Here is a 25,003-nt window from a genome sequence, read left to right as displayed (position 1 = left end):
CCCTATGAGTCTGCGACCCGTATGAGCACGCGCTACGTCGGCGCGCGCATCCCGCGCAACGAAGACCCCCGCCTGTTGACCGGACGCGGCCTCTTCGTCGACGACGTGCAGATCCACGGCCTCGCGCACGGCGCGGTGCTCCGCAGTCCGCACGCGCACGCCCGCCTCCGCCGCGTCGACGTCCGGCGGGCGCGGCAGGCGCCGGGCGTGCTCGCCGTGTACACGGCCGCGGACCTCGGTCCCGTGAACGGCCCGCTGCCGAAGCTGATCCCGCACCCGGCGCTTACCCACCACAAGACTCAGTACGCGCTCGCGCCCCACACGGTCCGGCACGCGGGCGAGGCCGTCGCGTTCGTCGTGGCGGAGAGCCGTTACGCGGCGGAAGACGCGCTCGACCTGATCGAGGTGGACTACGAGCCGCTGCCGGCCGTCGCGACGCTCGACGCGGCGACCGCCCCCGGGGCGCCGCGCGTGCACGAGGACATGGAGTCGAACGTCTGCGCCCGCTACACGCAGCGCGTCGGCGATGTGGAGGCGGCGCTCGCCGGCGCCCCGCACCGGTTCGCGGAGCGGCTCATCCTCGATCGCGGCACCGCCTCCCCGATCGAGACGCGCGGAGTCGTCGCCGCCTGGGACGCGCGCACCGGCCGGCTGGACGTCTGGGACAGCACGCAGGCGCCGATTCCGATCCGCAACGGGCTCGCGCGGATGTTCGGACTCTTGCAGGAGTCTGTCCGGGTCATCGCGCCCGACGTCGGCGGCGGCTTCGGCGCGAAGGTCATGATGTTCTATCCGGAGGAGATCCTCGTTCCGTTCGCCGCGATGCGCCTCGGGCGGCCCGTGAAGTGGATCGAGGACCGCCGCGAGCACTTCGTCGCGACCAACCAGGAGCGCGAGCAGATCCACGACGCGGAGATCGCGGTGGACGCGGACGGCCGCATCCTGGCGGTGCGAACGGTGTTCCTGTACGACGCCGGCGCCTACAACCCGTACGGGCTCATCGTGCCGATCGTCGCCGGCACGACGCTCCCGGGCCCGTACCGCCTCCCGGCCTACCACTGCGAGTTTCAGGCCGTGTTCACGAACAAGACCAGCGTGAGCCCCTATCGCGGGGCCGGCCGGCCGCACGGCGTGTTCGTGATGGAACGCCTCCTCGACCGCGTGGCGCGCGAGCTCGGCATCGACCGCGCCGACGTCCGCCGGCGCAACCTGATTCCGCCCGACGCGTTTCCGTACGACGTCGGCCTCATCTATCAAGATCAGGCGCCGCTCCGCTACGACAGCGGCAACTACCCGGCGTGCCTCGAGCGCGCGCTCGAGATGATCGACTACGCGGGGTGGCCGGCGCGGCAGCGGGCGCTGCGCGCGGAAGGCCGCTATGCCGGGCTCGGCATCGGCTGCTACGTCGAAGGCACGGGGATCGGCCCCTACGAGGGCGCGCGCGTGACGGTCGAGCCGTCCGGCCGCGTGGCCGTGGCGACGGGCGTCGGCACGCAGGGCCAGGGCCACGCGACGTCGTTCGCCCAGCTCGCCGCGGACGCGCTCGGCGTGCACCCGCGCGACGTGATCGTGCACACCGGCGATACGGGGTTGTTCGGGTGGGGCACCGGCACGTTCGCGAGCCGCGCCGCGACGGTGGCCGGCAACGCGGTGGCGCTCGCCGCCAACGCGGTGCGCGAAAAGGCCCAGCTCGTCGCGGCGGGCATCCTCGAAGCGCCGGCCGCCGAGATCGAGCTGGCCAACGGCGCGGCCTTTGTCCGCGGCGTGCCGGCGCGCGCGGTGCCGCTCGGCGACGTGGCGCTGGCCGCCAATCCGCTCCGCTTCGCGATGCCGGCGGAGTGGGACGGCCCGGGCCTCGAAGCGATCCGCTACTTCGCCCCGCCCCAGGGCACGTTCGCCAACGGCGTCCACGCCTGCATCGTCGAGGCCGACCCGGAGACCGGCACCCTGGTCTTCCATCGTTATGTGGTCGTGCACGACTGCGGCCGTGTGATCAACCCGACCGTGCTCGAGGGCCAGATCCACGGCGGCGTGGCGCAGGGACTCGGCGGCGCCTTCTGGGAGCAGCTGGTTTACGACGAGCAGGCGCAGCCGCTCAGCACGACCTTCATGGATTACCTGCTGCCCACGGCCGCCGACCTGCCGCCGATCGACGTCGACCACCTCGAAACGCCGTCCCCGCTCAATCCGCTCGGCGTGAAGGGCGCGGGCGAAGCCGGGGTCATCCCGGTGCCCGCGGTGCTGGCCCAGGCGCTCGACGACGCGCTCGCGCCGCTCGGCGTGCACGTGACGGCGATGCCGCTCAACCCGAGCCGGCTCTATCAGATGATCACAGAAGCACGGAGGTCCAGATGAAACTCGACGGCACCAACACCCTGCCCGCGCCCGTGGAAACGGTGTGGAACACGATCAACGACCCGGAGGCGCTGCGCCGCTGCACGCCCGGGTTGAAGGAGCTCACGCCGGACGGGCCCGACAAGTACAAGGCCACGCTCTCGATCGGGATCGCGGCGGTGAAAGGCACGTACGCCGGCACGCTCACGATCACCGACAAGCAGGCGCCGAAGCACTACAAGATCGTGCTGGAGGGCTCGGGCGGCGCCGGCTTCATGAGGGGCGAAGGCACGGTCGACCTCGAGCCCCAAGGCAACGAGACGCTGCTGCGGTGGGTCGGCGACATCCAGGTGGGCGGCCTCATCGCGGGCGTCGGCCAGCGGATGCTGAGCGGCGTCGGGAAGATGCTGATCGGACAGTTCTTCAAATGCCTCGAGCAGCAGTTCGGCGGCGCCGCGGGCGCCGCGCCGGCGAATCCCTCCGCGTCGGGACAAGGGGACCGGTGAAGCCGGCCGCCTTCGAATACCATGCGCCCCGCACGATCGAGGAGGCGGTGGGCTTGCTCGCGGCCCACGGCGACGACGCGAAGGTGCTGGCCGGCGGCCAGAGTCTCGTCCCGCTCATGAACATGCGCCTCGCGCGTCCGCGGGTGATCGTGGACGTGAACCGCGTGCGCGGACTCGACGGGCTGCGGGAGGCGCGCGGAGTCCTGAAAATCGGCGCGCTGGTGCGCCAGCGCGCCGCGGAACGCTCCCCCCTCGTCGCGTCGCGGTGTCCGCTGCTGCGCGACGCGCTCGGCTGGGTGGGCCATCCGCAGATCCGCAACCGCGGGACGATCGGCGGCAGCGTCGCGCACGCGGATCCCGCGGCGGAGATCCCCGCGGTGCTCGCGGCCCTCGGCGGGGAAGTGACCGTGCGCGGCCCGAAGGGCGCGCGGACGATCCGCGCGGCAGACCTGTTCGTCACCTACCTCACGACGTCGATCGACGCGCGCGAGTTGCTGACCGAAGTGCGGGTCCCGGCGCTTCCCCGCGGCGCCGGCTGGTCGTGGATGGAAATCGCCCGCCGTCACGGGGACTTCGCGCTCGCGGGCGTGGGCGTGGTGCTCGCGCTCCGCGGCGGGGTGATCACCGAGGCCCGCATCGGGCTCACCGGGGTCGGACCGGCGCCCGTGCGGGCGGACGCGGCGGAGCGCCTCTTGACCGGATCCCGCCCGTCCGAAGACCTGTGGCAGCACGCCGCGGACGCGGTGCGGAGCGCGATCGAGCCGGACGGCGATCTGCACGCCTCCGCGGACTACCGGCGGCACGTCGCGGGCGTCCTGACGGTGCGGGCGCTGCGCGAGGCGCTCGGCCGTGCGGACGCGCCGCCGGGCGTGCGGCGCGCACCGAAGACGCGCGGCGGGAGCGCCGCATGAGGGCGCGGGAGCGCGACACCATGACGCCGCGCGACGTGACGCTGACGGTCAACGGACGCGCGTATCGCGGGCGCGTCGAACCGCGCAAGACGCTCGCCGACTTCATCCGCGAGGACTGCGGGCTCACCGGCACGCACCTCGGCTGCGAGCACGGTGTGTGCGGGGCGTGCACGATCTTGATGAACGGCGACGCGGTCCGATCGTGCCTGCTCTTCGCGGTGCAGGCGGAAGGCGCGGAGCTGCGGACGGTCGAGGGCCTCGCGGACGGGGACCGGCTGCATCCGATCCAGCAGGCGTTCTGGGAGCACCACGGGCTGCAGTGCGGATTCTGCACGCCGGGCTTCCTGATGACCGCGGTCGCGTTCCTGCGCGATCATCCGCATCCAACCGAACGCGAGATCCGCGAGGGTCTCGCCGGCAACCTGTGCCGCTGCACCGGCTACCAGAACATTGTCAAGGCTGTTGCGGCCGCCGCCGCCGTGCTAACATCTACGGCACCGGCGGATGAGACGCGCCGGGCGGCCGCCAAGAAGGGCGCCCGAGGGCGTCGGCGAACTCCCGAACACCCACGGCGGGGCCGCGCGCGCAGAACGGCGCGGTAACCGCGGCGGGCGCGCGGTGACGCGAAGGAGACGGAACGGCAGCCGATCACCATGGACCATACGATCGAGGCGCTATCGATGAGCTGGCGGGTCGCACGCGCGATCCGCCAAGAAGGATGGATCGGCGAGGTCATCGCGGTCCATCCGCACAGCGTGTACGCGACCGACGAGGACGACGAGGTCTACGCGATCGTCCATCAGCCGCTCGGCAACGGTCCGCTCAACCTCGTGATTCCGGCCGACCCCGCACAGCTATTCAACGGCCTATCGCTCGGCACGAGTCTCGCGTCCAACGGTGCGCGCCTCGGCATCGGCGAGTTGATCACCATCGAGTTGGAGGGGGCCGCGATCTGGGATCCCAAGGCGTACGCGGCGCTGTCGGCGGACCCGGAGACGCTCGACCGCGGTCTCGCGGAGCTGTGCCGCGAGGTCTCGCGCCGCGCCCCGGCCGAAAGTCTCGCCCGCCTGCTGCCCCACCTCGAGGACGAAGACCTGCCGGGGCCGCTCGAGCGCGTCGCCCATTTTCCCCGCAGCCACGCGCTGATCGGCGGCCTCGCCGAGTCCCTCGCGCAGCGGGACCGCCGCCGGCTGAAGGTCGTGGCGTCGTCCCTCGCCGGGCTCGGACCCGGACTGACTCCGGCCGGCGACGACTTCATCGCCGGCGTGCTGCTGGCGCTCGCGCTCGTCCGGCAGCAGCGCGGGGACACCGCGTTGGACGAGATCGCGACGCTGCTGGTCGAGACCGCGGCCCCGCGGACCCACGAGATCAGCGCCGCGTATCTCCGCGCCGCGTTCGACGGCCAAGTCGGCGAACGCTGGCACCCGCTGCTCGCGGCCCTCGCCGCGGGCGGCGGCGCCGGGATTGCCGCCGCGGCGGCGCCGGTGCTCGCGACCGGCGAGACGTCGGGCGCCGATATGCTCACCGGGTTCGTGGTCGGGATCGGAGCGCTGCTGGGCGGGGCCGCGGCCTGGCGGGCGCCCGTGCGGGCGGGCGGACCGGTCGCCGCGTCGAACCCCCCGGCCGTTTAGACGATCTGACCCTTCCGGTCCAACTCGTCCGCCGGCGCGCTAATCCGGCGGCGTATCCGTCTCCGACCGCACCCGCCGCCAGGGGCCTTCGCCGCGCGGGAAGCGGCGGGCCAGCGCGTCGAGCGCTTCCTGCATCTCGCCCCTCACCACTTCGCGCCAGTAGACACCGGTCCGGCCGACGTGCCGGTATTTCTCGTATCGCCGGTCCGGGAGTTTGGACACCGGGACGCGCCGCAGCGCGCGGAGCGCGGCCGTGACGTGCGCCGCCACCGCCGCGGCCGCGGCGGCGTGGTCGAGATGGGCGCCGCCCTCGGGCTCGGGGATGATCTCGTCGATCACCCCGAGGCGCTTGAGGTCGTGCGCGGTGATCTTGAGGGCCGTGGAAAGGCTCTGCGCCTGCGCCACGTCGCGGTAGAGAATCGCCGCGGCGCCCTCCGGGGAAATCACCGAGTAGATCGCGTGCTCGAGCATCAGCACCCGGTCGGCGACCGCCATCGCGAGCGCTCCGCCGCTGCCGCCCTCGCCAATGATCACCGAAACAATCGGTGTCGGCAGCCCCGCCAGCACGGCCAGGTTTTCCGCGAGCGCGAGGGCGATGCCGCCCCGCTCCGCCTCGTAACTCGGATCGGCCCCCGGCGTGTCCACGAACGTCACGACCGGCAGGTGAAACTTGGCGGCGAGCCGCGCCAGACGGAGGGCTTTGCGGTAGCCGCCCGGGCCCGCCATGCCGCGGTGCCGCTCGGCCTGGGCCTCGAGGGTGCCGCCCCGCTCCTGTCCGATCACCATGACCGTTTGCCGGTCCATCTCCGCGAGGCCGCCGACGACCGCCGGATCGTCGCCGCCCTGCCGGTCGCCGTGCAGCTCGACGAAGTTGGCCGTCATGCGCGTGATGTAGTCGAGCGCCGTGGGCCGCGCCACGTGCCGCGCGAGCTGCACCTCCTCCCAGGCGGCGAGGCCGCCGCCCCGGGCCCCGGCCGGCGCCCGATCGGCGCGGGCGCGCGGCGCCGCGGGACGGTCGAGATGGCCGACGAGGTACGAGACCGTGGCGCGCAGCCGTTCCCGCGGCACGATCAGATCGACGAGGCCGTGCCGGAACAACGTCTCCGCGCGGTGTGAGTCCGGGGGCAGCGAGGCTCCTGTGGTCTGCTCGATCACGCGAGGTCCGACAAACCCGATCTGCGCCCCCGGCTCCGCGAGGATGACGTCGCCCAGGGTGGCAAAACTGGCGGTCACGCCGCCGAAGGTCGGATCGGTCAGGATGGAGATGAAGGCAAGACCGTTGCGGTCATGCCGGGCCTCGGCGGCGGCGACCTTCGCCATCTGCATGAGCGAGAGCATGCCCTCCTGCATCCGCGCGCCGCCGCTCGCGGCGACGCTGACGAGCGGCAGCCGGCGGCGCGTCGCATGCTGAAACGCGTTCGCCACCTTCTCGCCCACCACCGATCCCATGGTGCCGCCGAGAAACTCGAAGTCGAAGACCACGAGCACGACGGGCCGGCCGCCGATCCGGCACAGCCCGGTCGTCACCGCCTCGCGGAGTCCCGTCTGGCGGCGGGCCTCGATCAGCCGCGCGCGGTAGGGCTTGCGGTCGATAAACTGCAGGGGGTCGACCGAGATGAGGCCGCGGTCGAGCTCGCGGAAGGTCCGGGGATCGGCGAGCATGCGGATCCGGGACGGCGACGGCATCGCGAGGCAGCGGCCGCATCCGGCGCACACATAGAGGCGCTCCTCGAGCGCCTGCGCCGGATGTTCGAGCCCGCACGACGGGCACGCGATCGGCGCCGGGACCGGACGGGGACGCCGCAGCACTAGACGACCCCGGCCGCGCGCAGCGACGCGACCTCCGCCGCCGGGCATCCGAGCTCGCGCAGCACCGCCTCGGTGTGCTCGCCCAGCACCGGCGGCGGCGTCCGGACGGCGCCGGGCGTGCCGGAAAATTTGAGCGGGACGCCGTTCACGCGCACGCGGCCGGCCCGCGGATGGTCGACGTCGACCACCATCTCGCGGTGCAGCACTTGAGGATCGGTCATCACCTCGTTGATCCGTGAGATCGGACCGGCCGGCACCCCGGCGTCGCCCAACCGCGCCAGCCACTCGGCGGTCGTGCGGCCCCGGAACACCGGGTCCAGCGCCGCGAGCAGCTCGCGCCGGTGCTCGACCCGGGCGGCGTTGGTCGCAAACCGGGGATCGTCGGCGAGCGGGACGTCGAGCGCGCGGCAGAACCGCTGCCACAGGCCTTCGCTCCCCACGGTGACCGTGACGAACCCGTCCTTGGTCGGGAACGGCTGGTACGGGACCAAGTTCGTGTGCGCCGAACCGACGCGCGGCGGATTCTCCCCCGTCGCGAAATAGTTCGCGGCCATATACGTCATCCACGCGACCTGGCCGTCCAGCATCGCCGCGTCGACCCACTGCCCCTGCCCCGTCCGGTCGCGCGCCCGAAGCGCGGCGAGGATGCCGTAGGCCGCGAACATGCCCGCGCAGATATCGCCGACCGCGACCCCGACGCGCATCGGGCTGCCGTCCGGCTCGCCGGTGATGGCCATCAGCCCGCCCATCCCCTGCACGATCAGGTCGTACGCCGGGCGTTCGCGGTACGGCCCGGTCTGGCCGAAGCCCGAGATCGAACAGTACACGAGTCGCGGCAGCCGCGCGCGGACGGTCTCGTAGCCGAACCCCAGCCGGTCGATGGTGCCGGGCCGGAAATTCTCCACAAGCACGTCCGCGCCGCCGAGCAGGCGCCACAGCAGGTCCCGCCCCCGCTCGTCCTTCAGGTTGAGCGTGAGGCTCTCTTTGTTGCGATTGATGCTCATGAAGTAGGCACTCTCGCCCTCGATAAACGGCGGGCCCCAGCCACGCGTGTCGTCGCCGCCGTCCGGCGTCTCGACCTTGATCACCCGGGCCCCGAGGTCGGCCAGCATCATCGTGCAGTACGGACCGGCCAGCGCGCGGGTGAGGTCGGCGACGAGCAGGCCCGCGAGCGGGCCGCCCGCGGAAGCCGGGGTCACTTCTGCACGAACGCGAAGCAGCGGCAGAACGCCGCTTCGCCGCCCTTGAACCGGAACGGAAACGCGCCGAACCACACGCGCATGTCGAGCACCTCGTCGATCATCCCGCCCACGTTCTCCACGTGAAAGACGCCCTTCGGGAAGAGGTACGTATGCGTGGCCTGGTAGGCTTTGGGCCACGGGAACGCCTCGTCCATCGACATCCCGATCTTCTTCTCGACCTCCGGTACGAGATCGGGCCGCGCCCGCCGGACGTTCGTGTTGAACGGATGGTCGGTCGAGATCGCGTCGACGGCGAGCCACCGGATGCCCCGATCCAGCACCCAGTCGCAGAACTCCAGTTGCGGGCCGGGATGCTTGAGGAACGCGCGCGGAAGGTTGGGCCGCTCGCGGTTGCGCGTCTTGTACCAGTCCTCGTTATAGTAGTGGTGATAACCGGTGTGGATCACGAGGATGTCGCCCCGCTGGATCTTGATCTTGTGCTTGCGCTCCCAGCGCTCGAAGTGCTCCGGTCCGTAGATGTCGTAGTCGCCCACGCCGAACTGGCTCAAATCGACGACGCAGGCCGGCCCGAGCAGCGACTCCAGCGGAATCCCGGCCACGTCCGGCCCCGGATCGTTGAAGTGGAGGGGCGAATCGAGATGCGTCGCGATGTGATTGGTGCTGCTGATCCACTGCGCGTTGACGCCCTCGAACGCCATCTTCTTGACCCACTTCACCGTGGGCCCCTCGTAGAACGCGAACGGCGGCGAGTCCACGCTAAAGTTTTGGGACAAGTCGAGCACGCGGACCCGGCTCAGATCCGCCGCCTTGAACGCCATGGGCGACGCCTCCCCGAAGTTGGACGTGCGGGCTGCGCACACACAGTTCCACCCGGCGGCGCGAGAATCATGCCGTGGGGGTAGAATCAGCGTAGATGCTCACTCTCTTCGTTGCGACCGAACAGGGCCTGCTGATCGCCCGCCACGCCCTGGACTGGACGGTCGAACATCACCTGCAGGAACATTCGGCCGAGTGCGTCGCGATCGATCCGCTCGCGCCGTCGCGCGTGTACTGCGGCACGCTCGGCCGGGGCGTCTGGCGGAGCGACGACGGCGGGCGATCGTGGGAACCGGCCGGCGCGGGCGTCACGCACCCGGCCGTCATGTCCATCGCCGTCAGTGCGACGGAGTCCGGCGACGGCGCCGGCGTCGTGTACGCGGGAACGGAGCCGAGCGGCGTATTCCGCTCGGCGGACGGCGGCGCGTCGTGGATCGAGTCGGCGGGCCTGCTCGCGCTCCCGTCAAAGGCCGAGTGGAGTTTTCCGCCGCGCCCGGATACCCATCACGTTCGCTGGATCGAACCGGATCCGGTCGCCACCGGACGACTCTACGTCGCAATCGAGGCCGGAGCGCTCCTCCGCACGCCGGACGGCGGACGGACATGGGACGATCGCGTGCCAGGCGGACCGTACGACACGCACACCGCCGCCACCCACCGGCTCGCGCCCAACCGCGTGTACTCCGCCGCGGGCGACGGTTACTTCGAGAGCCTCGACGCCGGACGGAAGTGGACGCGTCATATGCAGGGCCTGCGGCACCGGTACCTCGTGGGGATCGTAGTGGATCAGGAGGATCCGGACACCGTCATCGTCTCCTGCGCGGACGGCCCCTGGAGCGCGTACGATCCGCCCCACGCGGAGTCGTACGTGTACCAGCGGTCGGAAGAGAAGGCGTGGCGCACCGCGATGGAGGGCCTCCCCGACGCCAAGGGGACCTCGGTCAGCCAATTCGCGACCCATCCCGATGCCCCCGCAGCGGTGTACGCGGCGAACAACCACGCCGTCTACCACAGCACCGATGCCGGCCGGCGGTGGACCGCCCTCGACATTCCGTGGCCGCGGGACGCGCTCGGGGGCGGCGTCGAGGCCCTCGCGGCACTCGTCGAGTGACAGCTCAAATCGCGTCCGCCATCGCCCGCAGCGCTTCTTCAAAACAGATCCGCGGCGGTCTGACGAGCCCGGCGCCGACCTGACCGATCCCAGCCTGCCGGTGCGCGATGCCGGTGTTGATTCGCGGCAGAATGCCCGTCCGGATGACCTTGCGGATGTCGATGCCCGCCGGCGTGCCGCGGAAATCGAGCGCCGGAATGCGAAACGCCTCGTGTTCGGCCAGAGTGATTTCATACATTTCGAGCGTCGACGCAACCGCGTCGTGGACCGTGCCCCCGATGAACGTTACGATCGCGGGCGCACCGGCCATCGCGAAGGCGCCGATCCCCGCGGTCTCAGTGATCGCCGAATCTCCCATGTCGGGGTTCCCGTCCTCGGCCGTGAAGCCGGGGAAGTAGAGGCCGCGCGGCACCTCAGACGGCCCGGTGAACCACCGGTCCCCCAAGCCGCTCACCCGGATGCCAAAGTCGGTGCCGTTCCGGGCCATCGTGGTCACCAGCGTGCTGTGCGCGATGCCGTGGGCGGCATCCATCGTGGCCTTGCACGCGGCCATCACGGGATTCAGCATCGCTATGTCGTTGCCGGCCAGGAAACTGAACACCTCGGCCTGCTGCGCGGTGGGCACGCCGGAGCGGACGATGAACGGCCCGAGGAGACGGCTGAGCAGCGCGGATCCGGCTTTGTTCCGATTGTGGCCCTCGTCGCCCATCTGGAGCGCCTGGGAAATCAGGGCCTTCATGTCGAGGCCCCCGGCGAGCTCGAGGGCGCGGCCGATCACCGGGCCGAGCGTTCCTTCGATCCAGCGCAGCCGCTCGACCACGCTCTCATCGTAGGCGCCGTATCGCAGCACCTTGCCGTAGCCTTCATTAAACGTCGTGTAGGCGCGGGTACCGCCGGCGCGGTTCTCGATGACGCAGAGCGGCATCGACCGGGAGATGATGCCGGCCATCGGGCCGACGGCCGCGTGGTGGTGGCAGGGCTCGAACCGGATCCGGCCGGAGGCCGCGAGCGCCGCCGCTTCCGCCTCGGTGCGCGCCCGCCGCTCGTAGAGCAGCGCGCCGATCACGGCGCCGCGCACGGGACCGGACATCCGCTCCCACCCGATGGGGGGCCCGGCGTGCAGGAGCAGATCGTCCCCCAGCGCCGGGATCACGTCGCCCGCCCGGGCGACTCCCGCCAGCACCGGGGTCGCCGCCATGACGCGCGCGATCGCCTCCGCGTTCGCCCGATCGATCATCTCGCCGGTCCGCGTGCCGCTCACGTCAACCGCTCCAGCAGCTCGAGCAGCGCGGCGTCCCCGCCTGCCGGCGGCTGCCACTCGACATCGATCACCGGCACGCCCTGATCCCGAAGGCTCTCGGCGAACACGCCGAGCCCGACGTTGACGACGCGGGGCGGGCCCGCGAGGAGTGCCCCCGCCGCATCGGACGCCGGAGAACGGACGGGGCGGCGCCCGTTCGCGGCGGGCGCGGTGGTCCGATCGCGCGGAGTTCCCTCTACGTCCGCCCGCCCTGCTCCGGTCAGCATCGCGGCGATCGCGCCGGGGTCAAATACGCGGCCGGCGATGGCGCCGGCGAGGAGCGCGGCGCGCGCGTTGCTCTCTTCCACGAATACCCCCGCCGACTCGAGCCGCGCGACCTGGCGCGTTCGCTGCTGCGGATCGTCGTCGGTCCCGCAGACCGACGCGACAACGGCGAGGTGCCGGCCCGCGGAACGCGCGGCCGCCCGGGCGTCCGCGATCACCGGCGCGAGCGCGCCCGCGGGATCGGGGTGGACGCCGAACCCGAGCACGACGTCGAGCAGCACCACGGCGACCTCGGGATCCGCGGCCTCCTGCCTGAGGCGCGCCGCGCGCAGCGTCATGTCGAGCATCGGATGCAGACGGCCGACCGTGAACAGATCGTCGCCGAGGTCGAGGATCGTGTGGCCGTGTCCGGGCCCGGCGCCCTCATGGCGCCGGGCCCGGGTGGCCGCTACATTCGTAAACAGCGGCCTGAGCGTCCCCTCGAGCAGCACGACGGCCTCGGCGCACAGCGTCCCCCCGCTCATGAGTCCGCGCAGATACTGCTGAGTGGACGCGAGCGTCCGCGCTGTGTCGCGCGCCCTTGCGGCGATGCGGTCCAGCGCCGGACGATCGTCCGCAAGCAAGGCGGCGCCGCCGCCTGACGCCGCGGCCAGGCGCGCCGCGTCCTCGAGGGTGCGGACCGGCCGGAGACTCCTCCCGGACACCGCCGGCGCTGTCGCCGCCGCCCCGGTGAAGATCACGATGACGGGTTTGCCGAGCGACGCGGCCTGCTCGAGCAGTGCCGCCGCGACCGCCGCGGCCGGCGGCTTCGACACGAGCACGATCAGGCGCGTCTCGGGATCGCGCCCGAGCATCGCGAGGGACTGCCGCGTGGTGGTCCCGCCGACTTCCGTCGAAAGATCTCGCCCACCGGTGCCGAGCGCGTGGGAGATGCCGCCGCCGAGCCGGTGGATGAGCGCCGCGACCTCCTGAATGCCGGTCCCGGACGCTCCCACCAAGCCGACCGCGCCGCGCCGCACCCGATTGGCGAAGCCGAGGGCCGCCCCGCCCAGGATCGCCGTGCCGCAGTCCGGTCCCATCACGAGGCGGTCGCCCTCCACCGCGGCGCCTTTGAGGTCGACCTCATCCTGGAGCGGGACGTTGTCGCTGAACAGCATGACGTGCAGGCCCGCGCCGAGGGCTTCCCGTGCCACGCCGGCGGCGAAGCGGCCCGGCACCGAGACGAGCGCGAGATTCGCGCCCGCGAGCTGCCGCGCGGCCGTCGCCACCGAATGCGGCCGGTACGAACCCTCGGATGCGCCGGCATCCGGACGGCGCGCCAGCAGTTCATCCACCGCGCCGAGCGCCGCCTCGACTTCCGCCGGGCCGGGGCCGCGCACCATCACCACGAGATCGTTCGACACGATCGCTCGCGCCGGGATTGCGCCGCCGCCGGGTGCCGTGAGGTTCTCCGGATCGAGCCCGGCCTGGCGGAGCAGGTCCAGATTCGCGGGCGTCGCCATGACGACGCCTGCCTCGTCGATGCCGGGGAACCCGCGCAGCGCCTGCTGCACGCGCATCAGCGCCGCGGAATCGTGATACGCGCTCGGCCGCACCGTACCGCGTACGATCATCGGAGAATCGACCCGACCGGCGGCATGCTCATCGCTCGCTGTGTTCGACGGGAGCGGCACCCGGCCTTTGCCCCACGCGTGCGCTCCCGTCGAAGGAAGGACGGTGTCCCTCATGAAACTGAACCATATCGACCTTCAAGTCGCAGACGTCGACGCCGCACGGGAGTTCTTCGAAAAGCACTTCGGTCTGCGCTGTACCGACCGGCGGGCGGACCGAACCTGTTTTTGATATGCGAGGGGCCCGACGCCATCCCGATCGAGATTAGAGCGCCGCGGGACAACCCGTGAGCGGAGGTGACGGATGAGTGCCTACCTGATCGTGAAGTGGATTCACGTCCTCCTGACAATCACCGCGTTGGGCGCCAACATCACGTACGGGGTCTGGTTCACCCTCGCGGGGCGGGACCGGCAGCATCTCGCCTTCGTCCTGCGCGGCGTGCGAATGCTCGACAACCGGATCGCCAATCCGGCGTACGGGCTGCTGCTGATCACCGGATTCGCGATGACCGGCATGGGGCACATCCCGGTCGCCACGCACTGGGTCCTGACCAGCCTGATCCTCTATGTCATACTCGTTGTGATCGCCGCGGCCGGCTACACTCCGACGCTGCGGCGGGGCATACAGACGCTCGAGACCGGCGGCCCCGATTCGCCCGAGTTCAAGGGGAGCGCGGCCCGCGGCAGGACCCTCGGCATCCTGCTCATCCTCATCGCCGTGATTATTGTCTTCATGATGGTGACAAAGCCCGGCGGCTAACACCGGCGGGCGGGCTACCTCACCCGCACGTTCAGCAGGGGTGACCACGCGGAGAGGCCCCCGCTTGCCGCGAGAACGTGGCTGTCGATCATAACACGGGCGGCCGTGCCGGCCGGTCCCCGCCTGCGGCGGCGCGACCGTCGCTACTTGCGCAGCAGCTTGAACGCTAGATTCCAGTTGTTGGAGCTGGCCCCCGCGAGCACCCACACGAGACACATCGCTTCCAGGTAATGCGCAGCCCCGATCGAGCCCACGTCGACCACGTCCCAGCCAAAGTCTTTGCAGATCTCCGCGGCCCTCTTCTTCGCCGCGGCGTCGTTGCCGCAGAGAAACATACTCGGCGGCCCGCCGGGCAGCTGCGGGCGAAACATCAAGGGGCTTCCGACGGTGTTGAAAACCTTGACCACGTGCGCGTCCGGCAGGAGCCGCTGGTTCCGCTCGCCGGCGGAGTCTCCCACCCCGCCGGCGAGCACGGGTGGCGTCCCCTTCGAGAAATCCAGCGGGTTGGTCACGTCAAGGACGACCTTCCCCGCGAAGTGCTGCGGACCGGCGAGCCGAATCGCGCTCTCGGTCGCCGTCCCGAGCGTCGCGAGAACGACGATCTCGCCGAACTGCGCGGCCTGCGCGAAGGTGCCGTGAGAGGCGCGGGCGCCCGACTGCTTCATCCACGCGATTCCCTTGGGGTTCTCGGCGTCTCTCGAGCCGAGCATCACGTGATGCTGGAGCGTCAGAAACGCGCGGCCGAGGGCCTGGCCGACATTGCCGCTGCCCAAGATGCCGACGTTCATCGCGTCGCCTCCGTTGAAACTTATACCGCAGGCCGAATCCGCTCAGGCGGCCGCGGGCCGATCGCCGATCGTGACCTGGACCTCTTGCACCTTGCCGGCGCGCACGAACCGGACGCTCTCCGTCGCGCCGATCCGGTCCTCCGTCAGCAGTCCCATCAGCTCGTCGGCCCGGTATACCGGCCGTCCGCCGATCGAGAACACCAGATCGCCGATCAACATGCCCGCACGCTCCGCCGGGCTCCCCTGCTCCACCGCGTGCACCAAGAGGCCCGCGCGCTGGTTGACCGCCTGCTCCAGCGCCGCGGGGACAGGCACTGTTTGCGCGGCAATGCCGAGGTATCCTCGTCTCACGCGGCCGTGCGCCAGGAGATCGCCGGCAACGCGGCGGAGCGTGGCCGTCGGGATGGTGAGCACGAGCCCGCGGCGGAGCCCCGCGGTATTCAGTCCGATGGCCCGCCCCTCGGCGTCGAGAAGCGGCCCCCCGGAGAACCCGAAGGCCGGCTCGATGTCCGGTTCGACGTACCGGTCGATGCGGCCGCCGCCGGGCACCCGCCACTCTTGTCCGACCGCGCTCAGTATCCCAAGCCGGGCCCGGATCGTACGCCCCGGACGGCCGAGGGCCAGGACCACCTGTCCGACCTTCAGGCCCTCCGTCTCCCGCCATCCCGGCACCGGTAACCCGCCTGCCTGAACTCTCAGCAGCGCGAGGTCCGTACCGGGATCCCGCCCCACCAGGGTGGCGGCGAGTTCGCGGCCGTCGCTCAGCGTCACCACGATCTCGTCGTCACGCCGCACGGCGTGCTCCGTGGTCAGAATCACCCCGTCCGCGGACCAAACGACGCCGCTGGATGGCCGGCGTCCCCCCGAGACGCGCACCACCGCCGGCCCGGCCGTCTCGGCGACGCCGGCCAGCGCGTCGGAAAACGTTGTCAGTGAAGCGCTCACATGATCACCCCTCGTTCAGCGTTGGTGTCGGTACGCTTCAGAGCGTAGCCGACCGCCGCCGGCCTCACACCCATCGTTCGATCAGGTAGTGTCCGGCTTCAGATCGCGATAAGGCCCAGCCGGGCGGCGCGCACCACCGCCTCCGTCCGGCTCTGCGTGCCGAGCTTGCCGAGGATCGTATGCACGTGGAACTTCGCCGTGTGCTCCGAGATGCCGAGGCGCCCCGCGATCAGTTTGTTGGCCAGCCCCTCGGCCATCAACATCAAGACTTCCCGCTCGCGGCCGGTGAGCGTCTCGACCGGTGCGCCGGCGTGGGAACCCCGTGATACGCCTGCGATACCGGCGACAGAGGGATCGAGCGCAAGAAGTCCTCCCAGGGCGGCCCGGGCGGCGAGGACGAGCCGCTCCGCATCGGCCGCGCGCGACAGCAGGCCCGCGGCGCCGAGCGCGAGCGCACGGACTCCGTCGCGATCGTCCTCGACGATGGCGAGAATGGGCAGCCCCGGCGTCTGCGCCTCGGACAGGCGCGCGAGTGCCCGCTCGGGGTCGTCGCCGAGATCCCAAACGATGACATCCGGTTCTGCCGCCGCTGCGACCGCCGCGAGGTCGTCGGTCGAAGACAGCGTCCCGACCACGGCGCACTCGGAATGCACGGCCAGGCGCGCGGCCAGTTCCGACCGCGCGTCGGGATCGTCGACGACGAGAATAAGGTTGATGGGGTTCGCGACCATACAACAGCCTCGCTGACGCGCGAAACGCCGCGGGAAGGCAGCGGGATTCCCCGCAGCCTCGGAACGGCGGGCTACGTGTCAGGGCCGCAGCAATTTACGAAACGCTCAATCGCGAGGCGCCAGCGTGATGACGACGTTGCCCTTCTTGTGCCCGGCGTCGACGTACGTGGTGCCTCGACAATCTGCTCGAATGGGTCTGCCCGCAACCCGGGGAAAACCTGTCCGTGACGGGCCGACCTCACAGATGCGCCGTCAGAAGATCCGCGGGAGGCATCGTATGATTACCGGCGTGGCTCGCAGCCTCCGGCGCCGAGGAGGCGCCGGTCTGGCGTTCGCGGCGGTCTTCGGTTTGTCCGTATGCGCGGGCGCCCAAACCGCGTCACCCGACGCCACCGCCCTGGCCGTACCGGTGAGCGGCCACATCGTGATCACGGACATGGGCAAAGCCGAAACCCGCATCGTCCCGACGCCCGTGGTCAGCAGCGGCAGCACCACGCAGCGGGAGGATCTCGACATCACCCTCCCGGTGCTCGGGATCCCGCTCGAGGGTCAGACGTCGCTCACGATGGAAGCGCACATGACGATGGTGCTCGTGAGCGCGACGACTACCGCCCAGGGCAAGGCCGGCCCTGTGGTGCTGCACGGACCGGCCGGAGACGCGACCGTGTCGGTGGTCATCGACCAGCCGGTGCAGGGCATGGGCGGCTATGATCCTGCCGACGCCACCGTCCACATCCGCGGCACCGGCGGAACCGGCATGTTCGACGGCGTGCGGATCCACGGCGACCTGAAAGGCGCGTTCAAGCCGGCGGGCACGCTGTACCTCGGATACCCGTCGCCGGAAGCGGCGCTCGCCGCCGCGGAGCGCGGGCTCGCCCAGAACACCGCGCTGACCGAACCGCAGCGGGCGGCGCTCCTGGATCAGGCGCGGCAGGCGCTCGCGGGGGCCCGCGTCGACCTGTTCCCCCAGGAGGCGGCCCCCGCTCCTCCGGGACAAACCGCCGCGCCGCCGGCGCAGGCGGCCGTCACGTCGGCGGTACGGCGCGCGGGGGCGCAGACGCAGCTGGTCTTGCGGATCGTCGTGCCCCAAGGGCCCGCCCGGCAGCCGGTCCGGCTCGTCGTGGTCAACGCGGACGGTACGCAGCAGACCATCGATTTGGGTCTGCACGCGCCGGGCGACGCGGTGTCCGCGTCCGCCTCCGGAACCGTCCCCTTCGTGGCGCTGGTCTACGTGAACGACATGATGGTGAAGCAGATCAACGTGCCCGCGCCGCCCTAGCGGCGTGCCGGCCTCCGACCACGAGAGGACGCCCGGCCCGCTCGGTGGAAGGTGCAGGGAATGAGCGAGGCGGGAACGGCGCTGAGCGGCGTTCGGGTCGTCGACCTCACGCAGTTCGAGGCCGGCACCTCGTGCACCGAGACGCTCGCCTGGCTGGGCGCCGACGTCATCAAGGTCGAACCGCCCGGCCGGGGTGAGCAGGGTCGCGCCGCGTCGACCGACGTCCCCGGCCTCGACTCGTACTACTTTCTGCTCCTCAACGCCAACAAGCGCTCGATCACGCTCAACCTCAAGACCCCCGACGGCTGCCGCCTGCTGGGCCGCCTGATCGAGCGGGCGGACGTCTTCGTCGAGAACTTCGCGCCGGGCATCATCGAGCGTCTGGGGTTCGGGTACGACGCGGTCCGCCGCCTCAATCCGCGGCTCATCTATGCGCAGGTGAAGGGGTTCGCCCCTGACGGGCCGTTCGGCAACTATCCCGCGTTCGACATGATCGCGCAGGCGGCCGGCGGCGCGATGAGCCTCACCGGGCTGCCGCACGAGCCGCCGCTGAAGCCGGGGCCGACGATCGGCGACACCGGCGCCGGGCTGCACCTGGCGATCGGCATCCTCGCCGCGCTGGTCCAGCGGCAGCGCACCGGGACCGGGCAGCGCGTCGAGGTGGCGATGCAGGAGGCCGTCATCAATTATTGCCGGATCTCGTTCGCCCGGCAGCTGCTGACCGGCCACGCGGCGGAGCGGTGGGGCAATCAGAGTCAGCTCGGCATGACGGCGCCGAGCGGCATCTACCCGTGCAGCCCGGGTGGGCCCAACGACTACGTGTTCATCTACACCACGCGGGCCGGCAACCACCAGTGGGAACGCCTGCTCGAGGTGATCGGCCGTCAGGACCTCAAGGGTGACCCGCGATTCGCGAACCCGCTGCAGCGCGCCGCGAACGCCGGCCCGATCGACGAGGCCATCACCGCGTGGACACGCCAGTACACGAAGCGGGAGGCGATGGACCGCCTCGGCAAGGCCGGCGTCCCCGCCGGGGCGACGTTCGACACCCTGGAGTTGACGCGGGATGAGCATCTGAACCGCCGGGAGGCGATTGTGAGCGTCGACCATCCGACGAGGGGCGCACTCAAGATGCCGGGATGGCCGGTCAAGATGGAGCAGTCGCACGTCCGGGTGCAGGCGGCGCCGCTGCTCGGTCAGCACAACCGCGAGGTGTACACGGAGTTGCTGGAGATGAGCGACGACGAGCTGGCCCGGCTCCACGAGCAGGGCGTGATATGACGGGCAACGAGATTCTCGCGCGCGCGCTCAAGGATCACGGCGTCGACGTGATCTTCTTCCTGATGGGCGGTCCCATGATCGACTGCGAGAACGCCTGCAGCCAGCGGGAGATCCGGATGATCGACGTCCGGCACGAGCAGGCGGCCGCGATGATGGCGAACGCCTACAGCCGGCTGCGCCGGCGGCCCGCGGTGTGCATGGCGTGCAGCGGTCCCGGCGCGACCAACCTCGTGACCGGACTGGCCAACGCGTTCGTGGATTCGGCGCCGGTCGTCGCGATCGGCGGCTCCACCCCGGTCTCGCAGTCCGGGATGGGCGCCTTTCAGGAAACGGATCAGGTCGCGGTATTCCGGCCGATCACCCGCTGGGCGGAGCGGTGCTACGATCCGCGGCGGATCCCCGAGTTCGTGGATGCGGCCTTCCGCCACGCGTTCGGCGCCCGGCCGGGACCGGTCTACCTCGATATGCCGGGAGACGTCCTCTATCGCGAGGTCCCGGACGATCACGTGCGGTGGACCTCGGCGCCGGACGATCGCCGCCGCCCGCTGGGAGATCCGGCACTGGTCGACCGCGCGGTCGCGATGATCGCCGCGTCCGAGCGGCCCGTTGTGATCAGCGGCAGCGGCGTGCTCTGGGCCGAGGCCGAGGATGAACTGCGCGCGCTCGTGGAGCAGGCGCGCATTCCCTTCTACACCACCCCCCAGGGCCGCGGCGTCATCCCGGAGGACCACCCGCTGTGCTTCCTCGGCGCGCGGGGCACCGCCTGGCGGGACGCGGACCTCGTCGTACTCGTGGGCACCCGCCAGAACTACGTCATCGGCTACGCGCGGCCACCCCGCATGAACCCGCAGGCGAAGCTGATTCAGATCGACATCGACCCCGCCGAGATCGGCCGCAACCGCCGCGTGGACGCCGGGATCGCGGGCGACGCCCGGGCCGTGCTCGCGCAGCTCGTGGCGGCGGGCGGCGGCCGCTTCCACCCGGAGCGGCGCGCCGCCTGGATTTCGTCCCTTGCCGGCGAGGACGAAGAGAAACGCGCCGAGCAGGAAGAGCGGATGGCCGCCGGCGGCCGGCCGATCCACCCGCTCCGGCTGTGCAAAGAGGTCCGCGACTTCCTCCCGCGCGACGCGGTGCTCTGCGTCGACGGTCAGGAGATTTTGAATTACGCGCGCAGCGCGATCCCCTTCTACGCGCCGCACAGCCTCAACTCCGGCCCGTACGGCTGCATGGGCGTCGGCCTGCCGTTCGGGCTGGGGGCAAAGGCCGCGATGCCCGAGGCGCTCGTGGTGGTGCTCCACGGCGACGGCTCGTTCGGCCTCAACGCGATGGAACTGGACACGGCCCTCCGGCACCGCCTGCCGGTCATCTGCGTGATCTCGAACAACGGGGGCTGGACCGCCATCGACCGGCCCAAGACCGGCCGCAACCTCGGTTTCACCCGCTACGACCTGATGTTCGGCGCGATCGGCTGCCACGCCGAGTACGTCGAAGATCCCGAGCAGATCCGGCCGGCGCTCGAGCGCGCGGCGGCGAGCGGCAGGCCCGCGATCGTCAACGTGATTACGGATCCGACCGCCCGCGCCCAGACCGCGCGCTACGCCGACTACTCGACGTAATGCCGCAACGGCGGACGGCGCGGTAGCCCGCGACAGCGCCGCCGGCGGCCATCCGGCCGGGGCCCGACGTCCCTAATCGAACCCATACCGGATGGCGGCGGCCAAGCCGCACCGCCATACTGTAGGGACAGGCGGAACGCCGTCCATCTATGGGGGGTGTCACGGTTTCTACGTCCGGCACAACGGCTTCGGCGCGGCCGGGTCGATCCTTCGGCCTTCAGACCCGGATCACCCTCAGCGTGGCGGCGGCCACCGCCGTCATTCTGGCCGTCTTTGCCGTGATCGCGGTCCGCGCGGTCCAAGAAAGCACGTCGACCGTCATTCAGCAGCGGGTACAGGTCGCGACGGCGCTCGCCGGCCGGCTGGCGGCGATGCTCGGAGGCTACCGGCACGAACTCGAAGATCTCGGCTGGGAGCTCTCCCAGGAGACCGCCCCCGACCGGCGGGCCGCGGTTCTCGAGAACTCTGCGTGGTCGACCAGATTTGCCGGACTCGCGATCGTGCGCGCGGACGGCCGGGTGCTCTGGGCTCAACCGGCCGCGTGGTTCGGGGCGATGTCCCCGGATCTTGCCGCGGCGGTCGCGGACGCGTCGTCGGGCGGCGCCGCCGCGCTGCCTTCGATTCCGGTCGCGCCGAACGTTCATTTGACGGCGCTCACCGTCCCGCTCGCGGACGGCGACGTGCTCGTCGGCGCGGTCGACTTGGAACGCCTCGCGCTCACCGGCGCCTTCGACGAGCGCGCCGGACGGCCCGCCGACTTCGAGATCCTGGATCCGAGCGGCACCGTTCGCGCGGCGGCCGTGCTTGCGGACGTCGGGCACGCGAGCGAGCATCTGCCGATCCTCGCGCCGCTGGTCCGGCCGGGACAGACCGCCATCGCCTTCCACAACGTTCCGGGGCGCCCGCACTACGTCGCCTACACGCCGCTCCCCGGCTATCCCGGGTGGGCCGTCAACCTCGAGGAGCCGCGCGACGTCGTGCTCTCGCTGCCGCACGCGCTGCTGAACGGCCTGCTGGCCCTTGGCGCGGTCATCGTCGGGGGCATGTCCACGCTCGCCTTCTTTGACACCAAGGGCGTCCTGCGGCCGCTAGCGCGCCTCAGGACCGCCGCGGAGCATATCGCCGGCGGCAACCTCGACGAAGCCGTCGGCGTCGAGCGGCGGGACGAGGTCGGGGTCCTCGCCCAGGCCTTCGAAGCGATGCGCGTGAAACTGCGCACATCGCACGAAGAGATCGCGGCGTGGAACCGCGAACTGGAGGACCGGGTGGCCAACCGCACGCGGGAGCTCAGCGCCGCGCACGCCCACCGGCGCCAGCTGCTCGAGCGCATCGTGGTCGCGCAGGAGGACGAGCGCCGCCGGATCGCGCGGGAGCTGCACGACGAGATCGGCCAGGGACTGAGCGCCCTCGTGCTGCAGCTGAGCGCCGCCGAGGACACGCTGGGGCCGGAGGCGGGGGAAGTTCGTTCCCGGCTCGAGACGATCCGTGCCCAAACCTCCGGCATGATCGAGGACGTGCGGCGGCTCATGCTGGACCTTCGTCCGGCGGTGCTGGACGACCTCGGACTGATTCCCGCCATCCGCTGGTGCGCTGAATCGCACCTGACTCCCGCCGGCGTCGACCTGCGCGTCACGGTCTCCGGACTGGAAGAGCACGATCGCCTTCCCCGCCGGCTCGAGCTCGTGGCATTCCGCCTCGCGCAGGAGGCGATTACGAACGTGGTGCGGCATGCCGAAGCCCGGCACGTCGCCATCTCGCTGGCCCGCGTCGCGGACGCACTCGAAATCGTCGTCGAGGACGACGGCCGGGGCTTCGCCGTCGAGCCGCTCGCGGTGCCGAACGAAGGCCGCGGCTGGGGGCTGGCCGGGATGCGGGAGCGCGTCGCGCTGCTCGGCGGAACGCTGTCCGTGACGTCGCGGCCGCAGTCGGGGACGCGCGTCTTCGCCGCCATCCCGGTGGAAGAAGCCTGATGCCCATTAGGGTGTTGATCGCGGACGACCACCGGATCGTCCGCGCCGGCATCCGATCGTTTCTGGAGAGCAAGCAGGACATCGCCGTGGTGGGCGAGGCCGGCACGGGAGAGGAAGCACTCGCGCTGGCACGGACCCTTCGGCCCGAGGTCGCGGTCATGGATCTCAACATGCCGGGGATGGGCGGCCTGGAGGCCATTCGCCGGATGAAGGCGGAGATCGGGGAGGTCCACGTCGTGGCGCTGACCATGCACGGGGACCAGCGATTCTTTCTCGAGGCGCTCGCCGCCGGCGCCGAAGCCTACGTTCTCAAAGGCGCCGACCCGGCGCAGCTGCTCGAGGCCGTGCGGGCCGCGGCGGCCGGAACGGCGTACCTCACGCCCGAGCAGGCGAAGCGCATGCTCACTGAGTACCGCCGCGCCGGGGAGCGCGGGAGCGAGGGGTCCGGTCCGGCCCTCACCGCGCGCGAGCGCGAAGTGCTCACCCTGATCGCACAGGGCCTAACCGGCAAGGCGATCGCCGAACAGCTCGGCCTGAGCCCCAATACCGTCGAGCGCCACCGCACCAACATCATGAACAAGCTCGGCCTGCACAACCGCGCGGAGCTCGTCCGCTTCGCGATCCGCGAGCGGCTGATCGACAGCGATCCGACGTCGCCGTAACGAATGCCGCGCCCGGAGAGGAGACGGCGCGCGGCCGCCTCCTCCCGGCCCCAACCTGCTAGACTGCTAGAACGCCCACCAGGTGAACAGCATCAGCGTGTTGTTGTCGCCGGCGTTGCGCCCCGAGCCGTCGTAATTCGCCGTGCCGCCGTTGAACGAGAGGTAGGCCGTGTACTGGAGGCCGATCCGGACGTTGAGCCACGGGTAGCCGGCGTGGGTCGTGTCGCTGCCAAACGGCGTCCAATCGACTTGCGCGATGATCGCCTGCGAATTCGGGCTGCCGTTCGCGCTGCCCGTCAGCGCGGCCGGGGCGTACAGCGTCGGATCGGTGCTTCCCGTCGTGCTCGTGAAGGCGAGGGTTGCCCCGTACGTGTTGTGCCAGTAATACGAGGCGGCGATACGGAACTGCGTGAGAGTGTTTGTCCCGTTGCTGGATAGGCCCGCGGCCTGGGAGGCCGTCAGCGTCTGGCTCTCAAACAGGATGTTGCTCGTGATGGCCAGGACGTTGGGCCCATACGTGTGCTGGTAGGTGGCGTCGAACCCCCAGTCGACGTACTGGTTCTGGTCGGTCACCGCGTTGGCACCCGGGACGTTCTGCATCGGCATGCTCATGTACATACCGCCGACTTCGAGGAAGTTGCCGCCCCATGACTGCTGCCGGGCGATGCGGAAGTAGGGCGCCCCGCCGGCGATCGTGCCGAGGCTCGACGCCCCAATGTTCATCGTGGTGAGCGTATTCGGGCCCCACGACTGGTAAAGCCCGGCTTCGACGTAGAGATTGTTGTCATACAGCCCATACAGGCTCATGCCGTAGACGGTCGTGCCGAGCGCGGCGATCGTCGGGTTGGCGCTCGGGAACGGCCCGATGAACGGAATGATGTACGGGAAGGCGAAGCCGTTGTACAGCGTGTTGTACGGATCCCCACCGGACGCCGTGTTCGTGAAGTGGAAGCCCAGCAGCAGCGAGTGATCCTTGAGGGTGATCGGCTTCGTGATGGCGAGATCCGACGTCGCCTCGGAGGCAACCAGCGGCCCGCCCGGCGTCTGAATGAACCCGATCTGTTCGAATCCGCCGATGCCGAATTGGCCGCCGAAGGAATGCCCGCCCGCGATAAACACGGACGTCCCGCTGCCGAGGAGGTTGAAGTAGTTATTCGTGGCGCTGCCGTACCCGGTGGGCGCCGCCGGCTGCGCCGCGGCCTGGGTTTGGTAGGTCGGCGATACGACGAGGTTGACCGGAATGTGCGCCCAGGGACCGGTGCCGCCGCCCCAGGTGTACCCGTTCGCCCGGAACGCGATGCCGAACGGCGTGAGCTGGGGGCCGAATCCGCCGACGTGGCAGGCGCTGCACGGCGCCCCCATTTGCGCGGCGAAGCTCGGCAGGGCATCCGCCGGTCGAACCCACACGCACCCGATGAGGAGCGCGACGGCGACGAGCAGGGCGGCGCGCGCACCAACGAGCGCGCGCATCATCGTCGTGTTGAGCGCTTTCAGCGTCCCAGGCACAGCGCGTTCC

22 protein-coding genes are annotated in these 25,003 nt (G+C 70.9%); 13 read left to right on the top strand and 9 right to left on the bottom strand.

Annotation, left to right across the window (positions count from 1 at the left end):
- The first annotated feature begins 21 nt into the window (after positions 1-21).
- The 5 genes from cutA (at position 22) to VKT83_14585 (ending at position 5,382) form a co-directional block, all read left to right on the top strand.
- Positions 22-2,355, top strand: coding sequence for an aerobic carbon-monoxide dehydrogenase large subunit (cutA, locus tag VKT83_14605; GenBank protein ID HLY23693.1), 2,334 nt, complete (start codon positions 22-24; stop codon positions 2,353-2,355).
- Positions 2,352-2,840: a carbon monoxide dehydrogenase subunit G gene (locus tag VKT83_14600; GenBank protein HLY23692.1), complete on the top strand. Its 489-nt coding sequence runs from the start codon at positions 2,352-2,354 to the stop codon at positions 2,838-2,840. Before cutA ends, VKT83_14600 begins: the two co-directional genes overlap by 4 nt.
- On the top strand, positions 2,837-3,751 hold the full coding sequence (locus VKT83_14595) for a xanthine dehydrogenase family protein subunit M (GenBank protein HLY23691.1): 915 nt from the start codon (positions 2,837-2,839) through the stop codon (positions 3,749-3,751). The genes VKT83_14600 and VKT83_14595 overlap by 4 nt, the downstream gene beginning before the upstream one ends.
- Positions 3,752-3,771: 20 nt before the next feature.
- Positions 3,772-4,353, top strand: coding sequence for a (2Fe-2S)-binding protein (locus VKT83_14590; GenBank protein HLY23690.1), 582 nt, complete (start codon positions 3,772-3,774; stop codon positions 4,351-4,353).
- Between the two features lie 78 nt (positions 4,354-4,431).
- The gene (locus VKT83_14585; protein ID HLY23689.1) at positions 4,432-5,382 is read left to right on the top strand and encodes a DUF2877 domain-containing protein; all 951 of its coding nucleotides are present in this window, start codon (positions 4,432-4,434) and stop codon (positions 5,380-5,382) included.
- A gap of 39 nt (positions 5,383-5,421) precedes the next feature.
- Here the strand turns inward: VKT83_14585 and accA are convergent, their stop codons facing one another.
- Genes accA through VKT83_14570 form a run of 3 tightly spaced genes read right to left on the bottom strand, consistent with a single transcriptional unit; the run spans position 5,422 to position 9,211 of the window.
- Positions 5,422-7,191, bottom strand: coding sequence for an acetyl-CoA carboxylase carboxyl transferase subunit alpha (accA, locus tag VKT83_14580; GenBank protein HLY23688.1), 1,770 nt, complete (start codon positions 7,189-7,191; stop codon positions 5,422-5,424).
- Positions 7,191-8,390 (bottom strand): CoA transferase, encoded by a 1,200-nt coding sequence (locus VKT83_14575; GenBank protein HLY23687.1) that lies wholly within the window; start codon positions 8,388-8,390, stop codon positions 7,191-7,193. Before VKT83_14575 ends, accA begins: the two co-directional genes overlap by 1 nt.
- A complete protein-coding gene (locus tag VKT83_14570) occupies positions 8,387-9,211 on the bottom strand; it encodes a cyclase family protein (GenBank protein ID HLY23686.1) in 825 nt (274 codons plus the stop codon). The genes VKT83_14575 and VKT83_14570 overlap by 4 nt, the downstream gene beginning before the upstream one ends.
- Before the next feature lie 95 nt (positions 9,212-9,306).
- On the opposite strand from VKT83_14570, the gene VKT83_14565 reads away from it, so the two are divergent.
- A complete protein-coding gene (locus tag VKT83_14565) occupies positions 9,307-10,320 on the top strand; it encodes a hypothetical protein (protein HLY23685.1) in 1,014 nt (337 codons plus the stop codon).
- A 4-nt stretch (positions 10,321-10,324) separates the two neighbouring features.
- On the opposite strand, the gene VKT83_14560 is transcribed toward VKT83_14565, so the two are convergent.
- Together VKT83_14560 and fdrA are read right to left on the bottom strand one after the other, a co-directional pair.
- The gene (locus VKT83_14560) at positions 10,325-11,581 is read right to left on the bottom strand and encodes a DUF1116 domain-containing protein (GenBank protein ID HLY23684.1); all 1,257 of its coding nucleotides are present in this window, start codon (positions 11,579-11,581) and stop codon (positions 10,325-10,327) included.
- Positions 11,578-13,458, bottom strand: coding sequence for an acyl-CoA synthetase FdrA (gene fdrA, locus VKT83_14555; protein HLY23683.1), 1,881 nt, complete (start codon positions 13,456-13,458; stop codon positions 11,578-11,580). Before fdrA ends, VKT83_14560 begins: the two co-directional genes overlap by 4 nt.
- 112 nt (positions 13,459-13,570) lie before the next feature.
- Here fdrA and VKT83_14550 point away from each other — a divergent pair, with 112 nt between their 5' ends.
- Together VKT83_14550 and VKT83_14545 are read left to right on the top strand one after the other, a co-directional pair.
- Positions 13,571-13,687: a VOC family protein gene (locus VKT83_14550; protein HLY23682.1), complete on the top strand. Its 117-nt coding sequence runs from the start codon at positions 13,571-13,573 to the stop codon at positions 13,685-13,687.
- A 72-nt stretch (positions 13,688-13,759) separates the two neighbouring features.
- Positions 13,760-14,215 (top strand): DUF2269 family protein, encoded by a 456-nt coding sequence (locus tag VKT83_14545; protein ID HLY23681.1) that lies wholly within the window; start codon positions 13,760-13,762, stop codon positions 14,213-14,215.
- Positions 14,216-14,358: 143 nt separating this feature from the next.
- Here VKT83_14545 and VKT83_14540 read toward each other — a convergent pair whose 3' ends face one another.
- The 3 genes from VKT83_14540 to VKT83_14530 all read right to left on the bottom strand — a co-directional run bounded on the left by VKT83_14540 (position 14,359) and on the right by VKT83_14530 (position 16,679).
- Positions 14,359-15,003, bottom strand: coding sequence for an NAD(P)-binding domain-containing protein (locus tag VKT83_14540; protein HLY23680.1), 645 nt, complete (start codon positions 15,001-15,003; stop codon positions 14,359-14,361).
- A 42-nt stretch (positions 15,004-15,045) separates the two neighbouring features.
- Positions 15,046-15,948, bottom strand: a complete 903-nt coding sequence (locus VKT83_14535; protein HLY23679.1) for a trypsin-like peptidase domain-containing protein — start codon at positions 15,946-15,948, stop codon at positions 15,046-15,048.
- A gap of 98 nt (positions 15,949-16,046) precedes the next feature.
- Positions 16,047-16,679, bottom strand: a complete 633-nt coding sequence (locus tag VKT83_14530; protein ID HLY23678.1) for a response regulator transcription factor — start codon at positions 16,677-16,679, stop codon at positions 16,047-16,049.
- A 277-nt stretch (positions 16,680-16,956) separates the two neighbouring features.
- Between VKT83_14530 and VKT83_14525 the strand changes: the two genes are divergently transcribed.
- The 5 genes from VKT83_14525 to VKT83_14505 all read left to right on the top strand — a co-directional run bounded on the left by VKT83_14525 (position 16,957) and on the right by VKT83_14505 (position 23,487).
- On the top strand, positions 16,957-17,958 hold the full coding sequence (locus VKT83_14525) for a hypothetical protein (protein ID HLY23677.1): 1,002 nt from the start codon (positions 16,957-16,959) through the stop codon (positions 17,956-17,958).
- 60 nt (positions 17,959-18,018) lie between these two features.
- On the top strand, positions 18,019-19,239 hold the full coding sequence (locus VKT83_14520; GenBank protein HLY23676.1) for a CoA transferase: 1,221 nt from the start codon (positions 18,019-18,021) through the stop codon (positions 19,237-19,239).
- Complete coding sequence (locus VKT83_14515; protein HLY23675.1) at positions 19,236-20,855, top strand: thiamine pyrophosphate-binding protein; 1,620 nt, start codon at positions 19,236-19,238, stop codon at positions 20,853-20,855. The genes VKT83_14520 and VKT83_14515 overlap by 4 nt, the downstream gene beginning before the upstream one ends.
- 239 nt (positions 20,856-21,094) lie before the next feature.
- Positions 21,095-22,825, top strand: a complete 1,731-nt coding sequence (locus tag VKT83_14510) for a histidine kinase (protein HLY23674.1) — start codon at positions 21,095-21,097, stop codon at positions 22,823-22,825.
- Positions 22,825-23,487 carry a response regulator transcription factor gene (locus VKT83_14505; GenBank protein ID HLY23673.1) on the top strand — a complete coding sequence of 221 codons (663 nt, stop codon included), beginning with the start codon at positions 22,825-22,827 and terminating at the stop codon, positions 23,485-23,487. Before VKT83_14510 ends, VKT83_14505 begins: the two co-directional genes overlap by 1 nt.
- 66 nt (positions 23,488-23,553) lie before the next feature.
- On the opposite strand, the gene VKT83_14500 is transcribed toward VKT83_14505, so the two are convergent.
- Positions 23,554-24,993 (bottom strand): hypothetical protein, encoded by a 1,440-nt coding sequence (locus VKT83_14500; GenBank protein HLY23672.1) that lies wholly within the window; start codon positions 24,991-24,993, stop codon positions 23,554-23,556.
- Between the last annotated feature and the right edge of the window lie 10 nt (positions 24,994-25,003).

The organism is bacterium, assembly GCA_035308905.1.
GTDB lineage: Bacteria > Sysuimicrobiota > Sysuimicrobiia > Sysuimicrobiales > Segetimicrobiaceae > DASSJF01.
The sequence above is the reverse complement of the archived record's forward strand: the minus strand, read 5'-3'. Positions and strand labels throughout refer to the sequence as shown.

Coding starts and splice junctions, on each gene's coding strand:
- cutA (HLY23693.1), top strand. CDS start 22: ATGAGCACGCGCTACGTCGGCGCGCGCATCCCGCGCAACGAAGACCCC.
- VKT83_14600 (HLY23692.1), top strand. CDS start 2,352: ATGAAACTCGACGGCACCAACACCCTGCCCGCGCCCGTGGAAACGGTG.
- VKT83_14590 (HLY23690.1), top strand. CDS start 3,772: ATGACGCCGCGCGACGTGACGCTGACGGTCAACGGACGCGCGTATCGC.
- VKT83_14585 (HLY23689.1), top strand. CDS start 4,432: ATGAGCTGGCGGGTCGCACGCGCGATCCGCCAAGAAGGATGGATCGGC.
- VKT83_14570 (HLY23686.1), bottom strand. CDS start 9,211: ATGGCGTTCAAGGCGGCGGATCTGAGCCGGGTCCGCGTGCTCGACTTG.
- VKT83_14565 (HLY23685.1), top strand. CDS start 9,307: ATGCTCACTCTCTTCGTTGCGACCGAACAGGGCCTGCTGATCGCCCGC.
- fdrA (HLY23683.1), bottom strand. CDS start 13,458: ATGATCGTACGCGGTACGGTGCGGCCGAGCGCGTATCACGATTCCGCG.
- VKT83_14550 (HLY23682.1), top strand. CDS start 13,571: ATGAAACTGAACCATATCGACCTTCAAGTCGCAGACGTCGACGCCGCA.
- VKT83_14545 (HLY23681.1), top strand. CDS start 13,760: ATGAGTGCCTACCTGATCGTGAAGTGGATTCACGTCCTCCTGACAATC.
- VKT83_14540 (HLY23680.1), bottom strand. CDS start 15,003: ATGAACGTCGGCATCTTGGGCAGCGGCAATGTCGGCCAGGCCCTCGGC.
- VKT83_14530 (HLY23678.1), bottom strand. CDS start 16,679: ATGGTCGCGAACCCCATCAACCTTATTCTCGTCGTCGACGATCCCGAC.
- VKT83_14525 (HLY23677.1), top strand. CDS start 16,957: ATGATTACCGGCGTGGCTCGCAGCCTCCGGCGCCGAGGAGGCGCCGGT.
- VKT83_14520 (HLY23676.1), top strand. CDS start 18,019: ATGAGCGAGGCGGGAACGGCGCTGAGCGGCGTTCGGGTCGTCGACCTC.
- VKT83_14515 (HLY23675.1), top strand. CDS start 19,236: ATGACGGGCAACGAGATTCTCGCGCGCGCGCTCAAGGATCACGGCGTC.
- VKT83_14505 (HLY23673.1), top strand. CDS start 22,825: ATGCCCATTAGGGTGTTGATCGCGGACGACCACCGGATCGTCCGCGCC.